Origin of the sequence: Nannocystis sp. (genome assembly GCF_016714285.1) — a bacterium.
GTDB lineage: Bacteria > Myxococcota_A > Polyangia > Nannocystales > Nannocystaceae > Nannocystis.
On record NZ_JADJNN010000001.1, the window covers coordinates 346,233 to 361,431 of the forward strand.

General features: G+C 73.1%; 12 protein-coding genes and 1 pseudogene. 7 read left to right on the plus strand and 6 right to left on the minus strand.

Annotated features, from left to right (window positions below):
* Positions 1-10: 10 nt before the first annotated feature.
* Positions 11-1,924 (minus strand): TPR end-of-group domain-containing protein, encoded by a 1,914-nt coding sequence (locus IPJ59_RS01490; RefSeq protein ID WP_293269462.1) that lies wholly within the window; start codon positions 1,922-1,924, stop codon positions 11-13.
* A 149-nt stretch (positions 1,925-2,073) separates the two neighbouring features.
* On the opposite strand from IPJ59_RS01490, the pseudogene rlmKL reads away from it, so the two are divergent.
* Positions 2,074-4,270, plus strand: a pseudogene (gene rlmKL, locus IPJ59_RS01495) (bifunctional 23S rRNA (guanine(2069)-N(7))-methyltransferase RlmK/23S rRNA (guanine(2445)-N(2))-methyltransferase RlmL).
* 36 nt (positions 4,271-4,306) lie between these two features.
* Here rlmKL and IPJ59_RS37480 read toward each other — a convergent pair.
* Positions 4,307-5,515: a hypothetical protein gene (locus IPJ59_RS37480; RefSeq protein ID WP_366524516.1), complete on the minus strand. Its 1,209-nt coding sequence runs from the start codon at positions 5,513-5,515 to the stop codon at positions 4,307-4,309.
* Between the two features lie 182 nt (positions 5,516-5,697).
* Here IPJ59_RS37480 and IPJ59_RS01500 point away from each other — a divergent pair, with 182 nt between their 5' ends.
* The 4 genes from IPJ59_RS01500 to IPJ59_RS01515 all read left to right on the plus strand — a co-directional run bounded on the left by IPJ59_RS01500 (position 5,698) and on the right by IPJ59_RS01515 (position 8,648).
* Complete coding sequence (locus IPJ59_RS01500; protein ID WP_293269464.1) at positions 5,698-6,666, plus strand: hypothetical protein; 969 nt, start codon at positions 5,698-5,700, stop codon at positions 6,664-6,666.
* 79 nt (positions 6,667-6,745) lie between these two features.
* The gene (locus tag IPJ59_RS01505; protein ID WP_293269465.1) at positions 6,746-7,453 is read left to right on the plus strand and encodes a hypothetical protein; all 708 of its coding nucleotides are present in this window, start codon (positions 6,746-6,748) and stop codon (positions 7,451-7,453) included.
* A gap of 76 nt (positions 7,454-7,529) precedes the next feature.
* Positions 7,530-8,252: a hypothetical protein gene (locus IPJ59_RS01510; RefSeq protein ID WP_293269466.1), complete on the plus strand. Its 723-nt coding sequence runs from the start codon at positions 7,530-7,532 to the stop codon at positions 8,250-8,252.
* Positions 8,253-8,261: 9 nt separating this feature from the next.
* Positions 8,262-8,648, plus strand: coding sequence for a hypothetical protein (locus IPJ59_RS01515; protein ID WP_293253874.1), 387 nt, complete (start codon positions 8,262-8,264; stop codon positions 8,646-8,648).
* Positions 8,649-8,693: 45 nt separating this feature from the next.
* Here IPJ59_RS01515 and IPJ59_RS01520 read toward each other — a convergent pair whose 3' ends face one another.
* From IPJ59_RS01520 to IPJ59_RS01530, 3 genes are all read right to left on the minus strand, one after another.
* Positions 8,694-10,538: a CotH kinase family protein gene (locus IPJ59_RS01520; RefSeq protein WP_293253877.1), complete on the minus strand. Its 1,845-nt coding sequence runs from the start codon at positions 10,536-10,538 to the stop codon at positions 8,694-8,696.
* Positions 10,539-10,652: 114 nt separating this feature from the next.
* Complete coding sequence (locus tag IPJ59_RS01525) at positions 10,653-12,794, minus strand: C25 family cysteine peptidase (RefSeq protein WP_293269468.1); 2,142 nt, start codon at positions 12,792-12,794, stop codon at positions 10,653-10,655.
* A gap of 3 nt (positions 12,795-12,797) precedes the next feature.
* A complete protein-coding gene (locus IPJ59_RS01530; protein ID WP_293269469.1) occupies positions 12,798-13,427 on the minus strand; it encodes a hypothetical protein in 630 nt (209 codons plus the stop codon).
* 121 nt (positions 13,428-13,548) lie between these two features.
* On the opposite strand from IPJ59_RS01530, the gene IPJ59_RS01535 reads away from it, so the two are divergent.
* Together IPJ59_RS01535 and IPJ59_RS01540 are read left to right on the plus strand one after the other, a co-directional pair.
* The gene (locus IPJ59_RS01535) at positions 13,549-13,740 is read left to right on the plus strand and encodes a hypothetical protein (protein WP_293253886.1); all 192 of its coding nucleotides are present in this window, start codon (positions 13,549-13,551) and stop codon (positions 13,738-13,740) included.
* A gap of 70 nt (positions 13,741-13,810) precedes the next feature.
* The gene (locus tag IPJ59_RS01540) at positions 13,811-14,782 is read left to right on the plus strand and encodes a PI-PLC domain-containing protein (RefSeq protein WP_293269470.1); all 972 of its coding nucleotides are present in this window, start codon (positions 13,811-13,813) and stop codon (positions 14,780-14,782) included.
* Positions 14,783-14,785: 3 nt separating this feature from the next.
* Here IPJ59_RS01540 and csrA read toward each other — a convergent pair whose 3' ends face one another.
* The gene (gene csrA, locus IPJ59_RS01545) at positions 14,786-15,049 is read right to left on the minus strand and encodes a carbon storage regulator CsrA (RefSeq protein WP_293253892.1); all 264 of its coding nucleotides are present in this window, start codon (positions 15,047-15,049) and stop codon (positions 14,786-14,788) included.
* Positions 15,050-15,199 lie beyond the last annotated feature (150 nt).

Genomic DNA, 15,199 nt, shown 5'->3' on the forward strand with positions numbered 1-15,199 from the left:
GCGTGGGGCCTCAGTTGCGCTGCGTGGGGCCGGGTCCGGGAGCGGGCTCGGCGGCGGTGAGGCGCTGGAACTCGGGGTCGTCGGCGAGGGCTTCGAAGTCGGCGTCGTCGCGGATCGCGGCGCGCAGGACCGGATCGATGGCGACGGCGCGGGCGACGTCGGCGATGGCCGGCGTGGGCTCGGACTGCAGCGCGTGGGCGCAGGCGCGGGCGTAGTGGGCGTTGGCGTGGTCGGGGTCGATGGCGATGGCGCGGGTGAGGGCGGCGATCGAGTCGGCGTGGCGGCCGAGCTTGACCAGAGCGAGGCCGAGGCTGTACCAGCCCTCGGCGAAGTCCGGGTGGTTGGCGGTGAGCTGCTCGAGCAGGCCCAGGGCCTCGTTGCGGCGGCCGATCATCGCCAGGCAGGTGGCGCGGTTGGTGATGGCCTGGAGCGGCTGGTGGCCGAGCTCGGCGGCGCGGGCGAAGGCGGCCGCGGCCTCGGCTGGTTCGGTGTGGACGACGACGAGACCGCGGGTGAAGTGGGCGGCGGGGAGCAGCGGGTCGAGGGCGAGGGCGCGATCGAGGGCGATGAGCGCCTCGGGGTTGTCGTCGCCGGCGTGGAGCGCCTGGGCGAGCTGCTGCCAGACGCCGGCGTCGTTCGGGGCGAGCTCGGCGGCGCGGCGCAGCAGGCCGACGGCCTCGCCGGGGTTGTGCATGTGCACGCGGTGAAAGCGAGCCTGGGCGGCCAGCTCTGCGGCCTCATCGCGGACGATCGGGAGGCCGAGCAGGGCGGCGAGCTCGTTGCGCTGGGTCGGGATGCCGTAGCTGCGCAGGACGAAGAAGAGGTTGCCGATGGTCCACAGCTCGTGGGTGGTGGCCATCGCGGTGAGGGCCTGGCGCTGCTCCGGCGTGAGCAGCTGCGGGTCGAGCGTGGGGGTGGCTGTCTGTTCAGACATGTCCTCGAGGTCATCCTCGCTGCCCAGCTCGGGGCCCGGCTCGGGGCCCGGCTCGCCGAAGGTGAAGGCGAGCAGGGCCTCGACCAGGCCCATGGTGCCGAAGTCCTCGGCGCGCTCGAGGGCGGCGCAGAGGGCCGGGAGGGCGCGCAGGCCGAGCGCGGGCGGGAGGCTGCGCAGGACGTAGCCGATGTCGCCGGGGAGGTCGCGCTCGCCGCAGGGGAGGTCGTCGTAGCCGGGCACGCTGTCGGGGTCGTGGACGGCGGCGATGAGGGTGGCGACGGCGGCGGCCTGGGCCTCGCCGTCGGCGGCGCGGACGAGGCCGACGGCGGCGATGAGGCGGACCAGGGGGGCGGGGTCGTGGGCGTGGAGCTGGAGCAGCGCGGGGTCGGGGCCGCCGGCGCCTTGCAGGCGACCGAGGGCGAAGGCGAGGCTGGCCCGCGCGGGGGTGCTGGTCTCGCGGGCGAGCTGGGCGCGCAGCAGCGGGACGGTGACGGCGGCGCGGGTCCACAGGCACGCGAGCAGGAAGCTGGCGGCGGCGCGCAGGTGGGCGGTGTCGGCGTGCTGGACGAGGCCGAGGTAGAGCGGGAGGCCGGCCTCGGCGGCGCGGTAGATGTCGCGGAGGATCGTCGCGTCGTCGTCGCCGTCGCGGGCGGCGAGGCTCAGGCCGTCGTCGGGCTCACCGGCGTACATCACGGGGTCGGCGGCGACGCTGAACTGGCCGGTGACGAGGTGCGTGAGGAGGAGGAGCAGCTCGTGGCGATCGGGGGTGTGCGGGTCGGCGAGCAGCTCGAGCAGGAAGGGCACGGCGGGGGCGGTCGCGGGGTAGCGCGTGCCCTGGTGGAAGATGTTGCCGTAGAGCTCCCAGTAGGCGTCCTTGCGGGCCTGGTGGTCGTCGGCGGCGAGCGCCCGGAGCAGGCCGGGGACGTCGGTGGCGGCGCCGTAGGCGTGCGTCAGGCTGCTCCAGTCGATGTTGTGCAGGCGTTCGAGCATCGTTCCCTCGGCTGTCTGGCTATCACGGCCGCTTGATCGGCCGGTGATCATGCCCGGCTCGCGCGGCGGACGCGAGGATCGTGCAGTCCCGGCGGACGCTGATTCGTGGCGGGCGCGCGGGGCCGCGCTGGCCGTGCTAAGAGGCGGCGATGTCCGCGACGCTGCAATTCTTCGCCACCGCGCCCCGAGGTCTCGAGGAGCTGCTGGCGGCCGAGCTCGCGGCGCTGGGGGCCGCGGCGATCAAGCTGCAACCGTCCGGGGTGTTGTTTCAGGGGCCGCTGCAGGTCGGCTACCGCGCGTGCCTGTGGTCGCGGGTGGCCGGACGCGTGCTGCTCGAGCTCGGGCGCGGGCCGGCGAGCGACGCGGAGGAGCTGTACGCGGCGGCGCTGGCGATCGACTGGGCCCGGCACATGGACCGCACGGCGACGCTGGCGGTCGACTTCACCGGGACCAACGCGGCGATCGTGCACACCACCTTCGGGGCGCAGAAGGTGAAGGACGCGGTGGTCGACCAGCTGCGCGCGGGGACGCAGCGGCCCTCGGTGGACAAGCTGCGGCCCGACCTGCGGATCCACGTCCACCTGCGCAAACGGACAGGTCCTCCGGGACAGGCGCGGGAGGGCGGGCGCGACGAGGCGGTGCTGTCGATCGATCTCTCGGGCGAGAGCCTGCACCGCCGCGGGTATCGCGAGGAGGGGGCGATGGCGCCGCTCAAGGAGAACCTGGCGGCGGCGGTGCTGCTGCGGGCGGGCTGGCCGGCGATCGCGGCCGCGGGCGGGCCGCTGCTGGACCCGATGTGCGGCTCGGGGACGCTGCTGATCGAGGGGGCGTGGATGGCCGGTGACCGGGCGCCGGGGCTGGGGCGCGAGCACTTCGGCTTCCTCGGCTGGCGCGGGCACGAGCCGGCGATCTGGGCCGAGCTGGTCGCCGAGGCGAGCGCGCGCGCGGCCGCGGGGGCGGCGAAGATCCCGGACATCCGCGGCTACGACACCTCGGGCCTGGCGATCGCGGCGGCGCACCGAAACATCGAGCAGGCCGGGCTGCGCCGGGTGGTCCACGTCGAGCGCTTCGCCCTCGGTGAGCAGCTGCTGGCACCTGCCCCAAAGGACAGGCCCGAGGGGGCCTCCGTCGGCCTGGTGGTTTGCAACCCGCCGTATGGCGCGCGGGTCGGCGAGGGCGAGGACCTGCGCCCGCTGTACCGCGAGCTCGGCGAGCTGCTGAAGACGCGGCACATGGGCGGGGCGGCGGCGGTGCTGCTCGAGGACCGCGAGCTCGGGCACGCGATCGGGCTGCGGGCCCGCAAGATCTACGACCTCTACAACGGGGCGCTGCCGGTGCACCTGCTGCTGTTCAAGCTCGAGGAGGCGGCGATCCAGCGGCCGCGCGTCGATCGCCCGCAGGTCCGTAGCGAGGCGGCGGAGGCGTTCGCCAACCGGTTGGCCAAGAACCGCAAGCAGCTGGCGCCGTGGGCGGCCAGGGAGCAGATCAGCTGCTACCGCGTGTACGACCAGGACATCCCGGACTACGCGGTGGCGGTCGATGTCTACGGCGAGCACGCGCACGTGCAGGAGTACGCGGCGCCGAAGGAGATCGAGGCGGAGCGGGCCGAGTCGCGGCTGCGCGACGTGATGGCGGTGGTCCCTGAGGTGCTCGGCATCCCGCGAGATCAGGTGCACCTGAAGATCCGCGAGCGCAGCCGCGGCGGCTCGCAGTACGGCAAGCAGGCGGCGACCGGCAAGCTGCTCGAGGTCCGCGAGGGGCCGGCGCGCTTCTTCGTCAACCTCACCGATTACCTCGACACCGGGCTGTTCCTCGACCATCGCCTGACGCGCGCGGGTCGGGCAGCTGGCGAAGGGCCGTCGCTTCCTCAACCTGTTCGCGTACACCGGCTCGGCGACGGTGCACGCGGTGAAGGGCGGGGCGCTGGCGACGACGACGGTCGACATGTCACCGACCTACACGGCGTGGGCGCGCAAGAACTTCGACCTGAACGGGATCACGGGGCCGGAGCACCGACTGATCACGGCCGAGTGCCGGGCCTGGATGGCGCAGGAGCTGCGCCGCTACGGGCTCATCTTCCTCGACCCGCCGACCTTCTCGAATTCGAAGCGGATGGAGGACAGCTTCGATCTGCAGCGCGACCACGTGCAGCTGATCCGCGAGGCCGTGCGCCTGCTCGAGCGCGGGGGGATCCTGGTGTTCTCGAACAACAACCGCCGCTTTCGCCTCGACGCCGAGGCGCTCGCCGAGCTGGCGATCACGGACATCACGCGCGAGACGATCCCGCGGGACTTCGCCCGCAACCCGCGGATCCACCAGTGCTGGCAGATCGAGCGCCGGGGTTGAAGCTGGCCCCAGGGACAGGTTGTGGACAGGCGGTGATCAGGGCTTGCAGGCCTCGCGCAGGGCGTCCTGGACGCGGGGGACCTGGGCGCGGTTGGCCTCGCTGCGGGCCTCGTCGCGGCGGCCGAGCGCGCACAGGGCCCGCACGCGCAGCTCGGCGCGCTGGGTCGCGAGCTGGCTCTGCGGGTAGTCGCGGGCGTGCTGCTCGGCGTAGGCGAGGGCCTGGCGCGGGTTCTGGGCCAGCGCCTTGCGGCCGGCGCCGATCATCTCGAGCTCGATGATGATGGCGCCGGGGTCGCGGGCCTTGGCCAGCTGCTCGCGCTCCGCGAGGCGATCGCGGGCGGGGCGAGCTGGGCGGCGGGTCGGCTTGCGGGCGACGCGGACAGGCGAGGCTGGCTCGGGGGGCATGGCCGGAGGGACAGGTACGGGGAGGGGCGGGGCGACGACCGGCGCGGGGGGCAGCGGCGTGGCGCGGACGACCGGTGGCGGCACGAGGCGGGGGCGGGGCGCCGGCGGGGCGGGGCGCAGGAGCAGGAGGACGGCGATCGCGGCGAGGCCGAGGGCGAGGATCGCGGGCGGGCGGCGCAGGGTGTCGGCGAGGCTCGGGGCGGGCCGCGGGAGGCGGGCGATCAGGCGGGCGGCGTGGCGGCGCTGCCACTCGGGGTCGGCGACGAAGGGGGTGAGGCTGCCGAGGAGCAGCGCACGCGGGCCACCGAGGGCGAGGACCTCGCGATCGTCGGCGAGGGCGCGACGCAGGCGGGTGAGCTCGCCGCGCAGGACGTCGGGCTCGCGGCCGAGGACGACAGCGAGGGCCGGGACGGAGAGGCCGGCGAGCTCGGCGAGGATGAAGGCGGCGCGCTGCTCGTGGCTGGGCGCGTGGACGGCGAGCAGGCGCGCGAGCAGGTCGGCGGCGGGCGGCAGGACGGGGATCGCGGGCGTGGACTCGCCGGCGTGGCAGCGGGTGTCGTCGTGGTCGCTGCGGCCCGGGTGATCGCTGCGGCTGGTGACGCGCCAGGCGAGGCGGGCGAGCCAGGGCAGGGCGCTGGCGTCGGACGGGGTGCGGGCGTGGCGATCGGCGAGCAGGAAGGTCTGCAGGACGGCGTCGTCGATCGCCTCGAGCTCGGCGCCGAACCAGTAGACGAGGGCGCGTACGCGGCCGGCGTGGCGGCGGTGCAGGGCGAGCAGGCGACGGCGACGCGCGGCGAGTTCGGCGGGCGCTGGCCGCAAGGGGGATGCGGGCGTGGGCATGCGCGCGGGGCCATGGTAGCGCAGGCGCGCCCGCGGGAGGGGCCGTCGTCGCGGCGCCTGGTCGGGCGCTGGCGTTGGTCGGGCGTTGGTCGGCTCGGTCGGGCGTTGGTCGGCTCGGTCGGGCGTTGGTCGCAGCGAGGCTTGTGCGGGCGAGGGTCGGCGTGCGAGAGTCGTGCGCTCCGATGGGGATTCGCTCCGGTCTCGTGTTCCTGATGTCGGCGTCGTCCGCATCATTGCTGGCGATCTCGGCCTGCGGGGCGCATCTACATCGCCCGCACGACGCGGAGGCGGCGGATCAGGCGGTGACGGAGCTCCAGGGGGCGCGCCTGACCGAGGGCTTCGCGCCGGAGCTGGCGCTGGCGGCTGACATGCTGACGCAGGAGCTGGCGGCCGCCCGGTCGTGGGCGCAGACGGGCCGCGATCGCGACCTGCTCGACGTGCTCTCGGCGACGGCCGTCGACGAGAACGATCCGGACACGGAGATCCTGCTGCACCCGCGCTGCCGCGGGCGCTTCAAGGGCGACGGCTGGACCACGCTGTGCAGCAAGCTGACGCGGCGGATCGAGGAGCTCGGCGGGTTGACCTTGCCTTTCGGACAGGTCGTCGCGGAGCCGAAGCCGAGCCCCGGCCGCGGGCGCAAGGAGCTGCAGGCGCGGGCGCCCGCGGGGCCGGACGCGCTGGTCTCGCTGCTGGTCGCGCTGCGCGAGCAGATGCGGGCGTGGCAGGGGCCGCAGAGCGACGCGGCGCGGCTGGCCAAGGCGGGCACGGACTTCGTGGTGACGGCGCGGGCGGCCGGGTTGTCGGCCGGGAGCTCGCCGTCGCCGCGCTGCCCGGACGCGCCGGCGCGGCCCGGGGTGGTGCGCAGCCCCGAGGTGGAGGCCGAGGCGGCGCGGGTGCGCGGGCTGTGTGCGAAGCGGCGCGACAACCTGGTCGCGCTGGGCACGGCGAGCTGCGCGGGCGCGGCGGGGTGCAGCGGCGGGCGCCTGGCCGAGCAGGCGAACGTTGTGCTGGCGGTGCACGACGCGCTGGCGGCCTACGATGTCGAGCTGGCGCGGAGCCTCGACGTGTACACGGCGGCGCGGCGGCGCTGCGAGGAAGTGGCTGTGGCGGGTCCGGCCGGTCCAACGGGTTCGGGCGCGGCCGCGACCTGACGCGGCCCAGGTCGAGCGGGCCTTCGCGGGGCTCGCCCAGATCGCGGTGCCCGCTGGTTTGCGGGGGCGGGGCTTCGGTGTGCTCGCGCGGCAGGGGCGGGCGATCCAGCTGGGCGAGCAGATCGGGGTGCTCGACGAGCTGATCGAGCGCCGCGAGGATCGGGTCGCACGGTCACCCCCAGCGACGGGCGAGCTGCCGCGTTCGCGGGCGACCCCGGCGCTGATCCGGGCGCTGCACAGCACGATCACCGGCATGGATCGCGTGGAGGCGGCGGTCGACGCGTTTCATCTGGCGGTGCTGACCCTGATCCGCGAGACGCTGCGGGTCGAGCGGGCGGCGCTCGAGGCGGCGATCGGGCACGCGGAGCGTCGGCGCCGCATCGACGTGGCCAAGCTCGCGGCGCAGCTCGACGAGTACACCCAGCTGATCGCCGCGTACGCCGATCTGCAGCGGGCCGAGCGGGCCGGCTGCGGGGCGCGGCCGCTGGTCGCGGCCCAGGCCCAGGACGGCTGCCGCGACGAGACGACGCGCATGCTCCTGGCCTACAGCAACGCGTGGACGCTCGGACGCGCGGGCCAGCAGCAGGCCGACGTGCTCGAGCTGGGGGTGCACCACGAGGCCAGCATCGACCGCTCGCGCGCGGCGATGGCGGTGCGCGAGGTCTACCTGGCGGCCGGCGTGGCCGAGCTGGCGAAGTTCAACCACGGCGGGATCCGGCCCGAGGCGCTGGCGCAGATCATCGTCAGCGCGGTCGGCTTCGGGGTCGTCGCCGGGGGGGTGTACTGAGATGTCCCGAAGGACAGGTATCATCGCGGCGCTGGTCATCGCTTGGACGGTGGAGTCAGGGTGCGCGACGAAGGCGATGCGCGAGCAGGCCGGCGTGCTGGCGTGGGCTGGCGAGCGCCTCGAGGTCGAGACGGCCGCGTTCACGGCGGCGCGGACTGGCGTCGTCCAGCTGCGCCAGCGGGGTCTGGTCCAGCGCCGGCAGGAGGTCGCCGAGCAGGGCCAGTACAACGCGCGCACGCTGGCGCAGTGGAAGGTCGCTGGCACGGAGGATCGGAAGCAGCGGCTCACGCTGTTCGAGGGCGTGGTGGCGGCCAGCGAGGCGACGTACGAGGTCCGTGACCAGGGCCTGTTGTGGGAGGAGAGCGTGCTCTACTCGCGCTCGGCCCTGGCGATCGACCGCGCCGCGCTGCACCGCTTCATCCGCGGCCTGGTGAACCTGTCGCGGCCGCTCGGCTTCGTCGACGGCGCACGCTTTTACATCGAGTACGGGGCGCAGGTCGGTGCGCAGGTCGACGAGGACCTCGCCGACGTGAAGGCCGGGCTCGCAGCGGCGCAGGCGTCGACTCGTCCGCCGAGCGTCGGGACCATAACGGGTGGCACCGGTGGGGGCGGCACGGTGAACCCGACGCCGACGCCGACGCCGACGCCGACGCCGACACCGACACCGACGCCGAGGCCGACGCTGTCCGATACCCCGGTGCCGCCGACGCCTCCAGGACCGGAGCGTCCGGACGGGCTCAAGCCGGACCCTCACCGCGACCCGGCGGCGCCTTTGACCGCCAAGCCCCCCCAGCCGTAGGAGCGGACGATGAGCACACCACGCGATTCCACGAGCCTCGATGACATCGCCCGCGCGATCGACCGCCTCTCCGAGGTGGGACAGCTGCTCCGCACACGGCTCGACGCGATCGATCCGATCGAACATGCTGCGCGCTGGGCCGGGGTGAACGACGAGATCCGTGCGCTCGACGAGCGCATCAACGGCCTGCGCGACGAGCAGCAGCGGGTCGCGCTGCTGGGCGCCGAGCTGCGGCCGCTGCACCTGCGCGAGCTGGCGGCGCTGCGCACGGCGACCGAGGCGGTCGCGGAGCTCGTGCAGTCGGCGGCGCGGGTGGCCGCGGTCGCCGAGGCGGCGGCGCGCCTGGCCGACGCGACCGGGGCGGCGCTGCAGCAGCTCGGGCGCCGCGGCGCCTGAGCCCGCTGGCTCTCACCCCCCGGTCAGCTGGCGCTCACCTGTCTCTCAGGGCAGGCGACAGATGTAGGGCCGGGGGGAGCCGCAGCCGAGGTCGTTCCACTGGCCACCGGCGCCGGCGGTGATGTTGGCGCAGTCCTCCTCGCCGGCGTTGTTGGGCTCGCCGCCGTTCCAGTGGGTGTAGTCGAGCTTGGTGGCGTCGCTCCACACGAACTTGCCCTCGGCCTGGAGGTCGTTGAGGCCGATCCACCAGTCGCTGCCCTGGATCGCGAGGGCCTCGGTGGTCAGGAAGTCCTGCAGGGCCTGGCTGTGCACCGAGATGAGGTGGCCCTTCTGCTTGACGCAGTCGGCCTCGGCGGCGGGCCAGTCGCGTGCGCCGAAGCAGAACGCGGCGTTGCCGATCAAGGGGGCCGGCAGCTTCTTGGTGACGCACTGCGGGCACTTGGGATCGTTGTCCCAGATCCCGTCGCAGTTGTCGTCGTCGAGGTCGCACACCTCGGCGGCGCCGGGGTGGACGGCCTTGTTGTTGTCGTCGCAGTCCTCGCTGCAGCCGCTGTAGCCGTCCTTGTCGGCGTCGATGGCCTTGGGGTCGGTGCACTTGAGGGCGTCCATCACCGACTGGCCTCGGTTGGTCAGGAAGTCGATGTTGCTGGCGACGGTGCCGTCGACGCTGTCGATGCCGTACTCCTTGCGCGGGTCGGCGACGGCGGCGTCATGGAGGGCGTCGGCGAGGGTCTGGGCCTGGGCGGCGAGGCCGAGCTCGTCGACGCGGGCGACCACCGCCTTGAACTGCTCGGCGAGCAGCACGCGGCACTCGAGCGACGCGACGCACATCTGCTGGATCCGGCCGGTGCCGCCGAAGGCGTCGAGGTGGTCGACCATGATCTGGTCGATGCCCCAGGGGATGAAGACCCAGCGCTGGTCGCTCGGGCGGCGGTAAATGTAGTAGTTGTTGCGGGTCCAGGCGTAGCCGTCCCAGTGCCCGAGGTAGATCTCGGTGGCGGCGAAGGCGAGGAAGAGGTCGAGGTCGATGACCTTGCTGACCTCGGTGACGAAGTCGGCGGGGTCGGTGATCGCGTCGAGCGCGGCGACCAGGGCCTTGAGGTCCATGAAGTCGATGTTGGCGCCGTTGTCCTGATCGAAGGAGGTGATGCTGTCGGCGAACAGGTCGCTGCCGTAGGCGCCCTCGTAGAGGTTGCCCTTGTCGTCATCGAACCATTGCTTGAGGAAGTTCTCGTTGTCCGTGGCCTCGACGAGGGTGTAGAGCCCGTAGGGCGCGCCGTTGACGGTGACGACGGCGCTGCCGCTGCGCGGGGCCGGGACGGCGCCGGCGCGGAACAGGACGTAGCCGAGCTGCTCGCGCTGCATGCTTGGGTCCTGGACCATGTTGTTGACGGCGAGCTTCTCGATGTCGAAGAGGCGCTGGCCGTCGACGTAGCGGTCGAAGTTGAGGAGGAAAGCGGCCTTCTGGTCGAGGGTGCGGAACGATCCGTAGACGCCCTTGAGGCGCACGCCGATGTCGGTGAGCACGGTCGCCTCGCCGGCGATCGTGACGGTGAGGTCGCCGGCGACGTAGAGCTCGTGGTCGGCGTTGAGGCTGGCGATCGCATCGGGTGAGAGCTTGATGTCGAACTGCGCCAGCCCGGCCGGGTCGAACAGGGGCGCGGCGGGATCGGGCGCTTCACCGGTGGTGCCCGGGTCGCCGCTGCTGCCGGCCTGGGTGTCGCTGCCGCTGCTCGTGCTGGGGTCCGGCGTGCCGGTGCTGCTGGTCGGGGTGGCGCCGGTGCTGCTGGTCAGCGCCTCGCCGGATGTGCTGCCTGGGCCGCCGCTGGTGCTGGTGCTGGACTGGCCGGGGTCCTGGACCGCGTCGCCGCAGGCTGCCGCGAGGGACAATGTGACAGCGAGGATAGGCTTGATTGCGCGCATAAGCATGACGAACTCCCGAGCAAGACGGCCACTACAGCGGCGCTCCTGGGGGCTGTCAAGCGAGCGTCACGAGCCTGTGACTCAACCGAGCTTGAGGAGGTTGCCGCTGGCGTCCAGGAGCGCGCGCAGCAGCTCGGCGCGGTGGGCCTGCGCCTGCTGCACCATCTCGCGGTGCAGCGCCCACAGGCGATCGTCGAGGACGTCGCCGGTGGCGGGCACGCAGCTGTCGACGTCGCCGCCGACGCTGACGCGGGTGAAGGCCCGCAGCTCGGCGTGGCCGGCGAGCTCACCGGCCGACGCGGCGCCGGCGGCCTTGAGATCCTGGGCGACGAAGGTGCGGACCTCGAGGGTGCCGAGCTCGGCGAGGGCACGCTCGAGGGTCTGGGCGAGGGTCTGGGCGAACTGCTGGAAGGGGCCGAGCTCGGCGCCGGTCTTGCCGCGCAAGAGGGCCAGGAGGCCGAAGGCGCCGGCGGGCTCGCCGGCGGTCGCGGTGGTCGCGGTGGTCGCTGCCGCGGCGGGCGATGCGGGTGCGGTCGGTGTCGGCGTGGTGGCGGTGGTGGTCACGGGCGTGGCCGGTGGGCTCGCGGCCGGTGTGCTCACAACGGTCGTGGCGGGCGGCGTGCTCGCGGGTGCGGGCGCGGAGGCTGCGACCACCTGGGTCGCCGCGACGCTGGTGGTCGGGGCGGCGCTCCGCAGCGAGATCGAGGGCAGCTCAAGACGTCGCGTGGCGCCACCGGTGGGCGCGAGCGGCAGGCGCACGGCGGGGTCGCCGATGATCGTGTAGGAGCGGGCGTCGTTGTTGGCGGTCCACATGTCCGTCAGCTCGAGCGCGTTGTAGGCCCGGTTGAAGCTGATCTCCTCGAGCTCGACGCTGAGGTCGGAGGCGAGCTCGGCGTAGCGTTCGTTGAAGCACTCGAGCGCCGCGCCCACCGGAGCGCCGGACATGAGCTCACGCATGGCGCTCTCGAAGACGGCGAGCTGGGCGCTCGAGCCCGACTTCTTGCCGCTGCCGCGCCAGGCGAAGCTGGTGCCCCACGCGCGCTCGACGTGGCCGATCGTCGCCAGCGCGCCGCCGGTCGGGTGCGCGAGCAGGCGCTGCGGCAGCGCGGCGAGGAAGGGGTGGTCGGCGATCTGCTCGCGCTCCTTGGCGCCGCTGCGTTGACCGTAGTCGTTGTACAGCGGCGTGCCGGCGCCGTAGCAGGCGAAGTTGAACATGATGAGGCCGTGCGGGCGCGCGGTGGCCTGGACGTCCTCGCCGGCGTAGTAGAAGTCGGGCGTGAGGGGCTGCTTCCACGCGACGGGACCGGGCCAGTCCTGACAGAGGAGCGCGCCCTGGTGCGAGCGCTGACGGGCGTCGCCGCGATCGAAGCCGGCGCCGTGGCTGGCGGTGAAGAGTAGGGCAGGGGTCGCGTCGCCGCCGAGCAGGCGCGCCAGGTTGGCCTTGGTGGCGTGGGCGCCCTCGTAGCGGGTGATCTTCCAGTCGGGCAGCGAGGGGACCAGGAGGTCGGCGAGCGGCGCGACGAGGTTCTCGGCGCTGAGGCGAGTCGCGGGGTCGTCGCTGTTGGCGACGCCGAACATCGCCAGCTCGCGCGAGAGCTGGAGGCCGCCGGTCTCGGCCGCGACGACGCTGCGGGCGTAGTTGGCGTACGCGGCGACGGTGTCGAAGTGGATGCGGCCGACGGCGTATTGCACGTCGAGCTGGAACTGCACCGAGTAGGGCAGCTCGTCGGGACCCCCGACGATGAGGAGGTAGTAGGGCACCTTGATCGGGTCGGCCGGGCCCGGGCCCGCGCCGAGGCGGGCGAGGTACTTCTGCTTGGTCTCGTTGGGTCGGTAGCCGTCGATCCCGCGGTAGATCTTGAACAGGCGCTCGTCGCTGGCGGTGGCCTGCTCGCGGCGCAGCTGGAACAGCGGCATCAGGGCCTCGGCGATCTCGTCCTGCAGCCTGGCCTCGGGGGTGTCAGGGCGGTAGGCGGGGAACACGGCGGCCCAGCCGGTCTGCCCGAGGTTCTTGACGTCGATGCCGGACTTCACGCCGTAGTGGGCGGTGCGCTTGTTCTCGACGCGGTCCTTGAGCTCCGCGAGGTGGTCGCTTCGCGGGTCCTCGGGCGGCGGCTCGCCGGTGAGCTCGCGGGCGAGCGCCTCGGCGGTGACCGGTGGGAACAGGTAGGCGCCGGTGCTGGCGTTGATGCCGTTGAAGTAGAGCGGGTCGCTGGAGTCCATCGGTCATTTTCCTTGGGCGGCTGCGTGTTCGGCGAGCAGGTCGTGGAGGAAGCGCCACGCGAGTGGCAGGGCCAGGGCGGCGGTGCCAGGGCCGGAGAAGGCGAGGATCGTGGCGGCAAGCTCGAGGGTCGAGCGCGCCGCGTGCACGAGCGTGACGCGGGTGCGCAGGGCCGCCGCGACGGCGCGACGGTGCAGGTCGATCGCGGCTGTGGGGGCCGCCGCGTCGATTCGCGTGGCGCCGGGGCCCGTGGCGCCGAGATCGCTGACGAGGCAGAGCTGCTCGCCGATCCACGTCTCGACGCGGGCCGGAGCGGTGGCCCGGCGCCACAGCTCGACGAGGCCGTCGCTGATGCTGGCGAGGTCTTGTGGTTGAGTGCGCAGCTCGGCCTCGGCCCGCTGGAGCGAGGAGCCCGGCTGGCCCAGCGCGGCCCGCAGACGCGACGCGGCGTCGGCGAGCACGAGGTGAGGATCGCTGGCTAGCGAGAGCGTCGCATCGGCGCCGAGGCGCACGCGAAACAGCTCGAGAGGATCGTCGGCTTGAGGGGCCCGGTCGGCGCGGCGCCAGGGGCCCGCGAGCCACGCGAGCGCGGCCGGGCCCGCGGGGCTCGACCACTCGTGGCCGGCCTCAGTCACCTGCGACCCCCACACAGCCGTGCAGCTCGCGAAGCATCCCCATACACGCCACCGAACCCGACGACGATATCGAGGGGGGGGCAGCGGCGCAAGCGGAGGGGCGCGTGCTAGCGTCGCCGCGATGACGGGTGACACTGACGCGCTGCGTTGCCCGGCCTGCGGCGCGGAGGGGCCGAAGGTCGAGCCAGCGCGCGCGAGCGCCTGCCTGCCGTTTCCGCCGATCGAGACGCTGCTTTGCTGGCGCTGCGGTAACACGGGCACGCGCCTGCGGCTGCGCGAGCGCACGGTCGTGCAGTGGTCGCGCGGGGGGTGACAGCCGCCGCCCTGCGGGCGATCCTGTGTGCATGCACAACTCGCAAGCGCGTTCGTGGTCCGTCGCCCGAATGTCTGTCGCCCTCGCTGCGCTCGCGCTGGCTTGTCGCGCTGACACTGAGTCGAGCGCGGGCGCGAGCTCGACGGGCAGCGGCGCTGAGGCGACGAGCGGGACGGCGAGCACGAGCGGGACGGCGAGCACGAGTGAGGCGAGCAGCACGGCGCCGACCAGCGCCGGCCCCGACTTGCCGGCGGCGCGCGCGTGCAACGGTCACGCGGCGCTGTGCGAGCGGCGCTTCGACCAGGTCGTGTTCCCGTGCACGCACAACGCCTTCGCCGCGCGCGACGACGGGTTCGGGCAGATCAACGCGAATCAGCGCCACGGGGTCGCGCAGCAGCTCGCGGACGGCGTGCGATGCATGATGCTCGACGTGTCCGACGACGCCGGCACGACGGTGCTCTGCCACGGCGGCTGTATCCTCGGTCGGCTCGAGCACGCGGCGGTGCTGGCGGACATCGCCGCGTTTCTCGAGCAACACCCGGATGAGGTGCTGACGATCATCTACCAGGACGACCTGCCGGCGGATCGGGTGGTCGCGGACCTCGAGGCGAGCGGTCTGGCGGCGCGGGTCTATACCCACGAGGCGGGCGCGCTGTGGCCGACCCTCGCCAGCATGATCGATGCGGACACGCGGCTGTTCGTGACGGCGGAGAACGGCGGGCCCCCGCCCGCGTGGTTCCACCACGTGTGGGACTTGACCTGGGACACGCCCTACACCTTCCACAGCATCGAGGAGTTCACCTGCGCGTTGAACCGCGGCAGCGCCGACAACGAGCTGTTCCTCATCAACCACTGGGTGAGCACCGTGCTCGACACGCCGTCAGAACCAGACGCCGCGACCGCCAACGCCTACGATGTGCTGCACGGGCGAGCGACGCAGTGCCAGCGCGAGGTGGGTCAGCTGCCCAACTTTCTCGCGGTCGACTTCTATGATCAGGGCGACCTGTTCGCCGTGGTCGCGGCGCTCAATGGGCTGCCCTGAGGGTCAGCCATCGCTGCCGGGATCGTCGCTGCTCTCTGGCTCAGTGTCAGCTTCGGTGCCGGAACCAGCAGCTCCGTCTGCGGTCTCGGGCTTCGCCGTGGCGCCTTCCTGGGCGATCTGCTGGTAGAGCTCTTCGCGGTAGACAGGCAAGCCCTGGGGCGCCGAGATGCCGAGACGAACCTGGCGACCGCGGATCTCGCGGACCACGATCTCGATATGGTCACCGATGCGGATCTTTTGGCCGACTTTTCTCGTGAGCGTCAACATCAGGCCCCTCCGTGGCAGTACGGGTGCATTGGCGAGGACACAATCATCGCGCTCCTAGCTATTGGGGAAGTCGGTGATTTCTGCAAGAGCTAAATTCGCTTCACGTGGCTCTGGATGAGGCGTTGCCGCGGCCGAGTGTTTCCGCGCGCA